We start from the raw sequence: 769 nt of genomic DNA, 5'->3' as shown, positions 1-769 counted from the left end.
GTGCCGGCCGTGACCCTGCCCGACGACGCCGTCGGCGACACCGCCCGCGAGGCGTTGCGCGCCCGTCCCGACTCGGGCGGGATCGTCCTGGTCGACCGTGCGCACCGGCCGGTCGGCTACCTCGACCGCAGCCGCGTCCTGCTCCAGCTGGCCGGCAGGTTCGGGCACGCGCTGTGGGCCGAGAAGCCGGCGGCCGAGCTGGCGGACCCGCCGCGGACCGTCGACGAGCGGACCCCGCTGCACCGCGCGATGGAGATCGGTCTGTCCGGCGACCCGGCCCGCGGCTACGACGACCTGGTCGTCGTCGCACCGGACGGCACCTGCCGCGGGGTCGTCCCGGTCGCCGAGCTGTGGCGCCGCGCGATCCTGCCGCCCGCCGCGTCCGGCCCGCGCCCCGTCCCGGTACCGCAGGCGGCGCGCACCGCCTGATCCGACGACGCGCGAACTGTCGGGGGTCGCTGCTTCACTGACCCGGTGCTGTTCACCGACGTCGTCACCACCTCGGCCGCGGTCGGGGCGACCCGCGCGCGCAAGGAGAAGACCGCCGCGCTCGCCGGGCTGCTGCGCACCGCCGCGCCGGCCGAGGTCGTGCCGGTCGTCGCCTGGCTGTCCGGGGTGCCCCGGCAGGGCCGGATCGGGACCGGCTGGCGGACGTTGTCGGGCGTCGACGTGCCGGCCGGGGCGGAGCCGTCGCTGACGGTGGAGCAGGTCGACGCACTGCTCGACGAGCTGGCCGGTACCGCGGGGACCGGCTCGGCGGCCCGGCGCC

2 pseudogenes are annotated in these 769 nt (G+C 78.2%); both read left to right on the top strand.

From position 1 onward, the window contains the following. Positions 1-429, top strand: a pseudogene (locus tag GTW08_RS08670) (hypothetical protein); the annotation flags it as partial. A gap of 45 nt (positions 430-474) precedes the next feature. Continuing rightward, positions 475-769, top strand: a pseudogene (locus GTW08_RS08665) (ATP-dependent DNA ligase); the annotation flags it as partial.

The organism is Pseudonocardia sp. SID8383 (genome assembly GCF_009864975.1).
Taxonomy (GTDB): domain Bacteria; phylum Actinomycetota; class Actinomycetes; order Mycobacteriales; family Pseudonocardiaceae; genus Pseudonocardia; species Pseudonocardia alni.
Note: the sequence above shows the minus strand (reverse complement) of the source record. Positions and strands in the feature narration are given on the sequence as shown.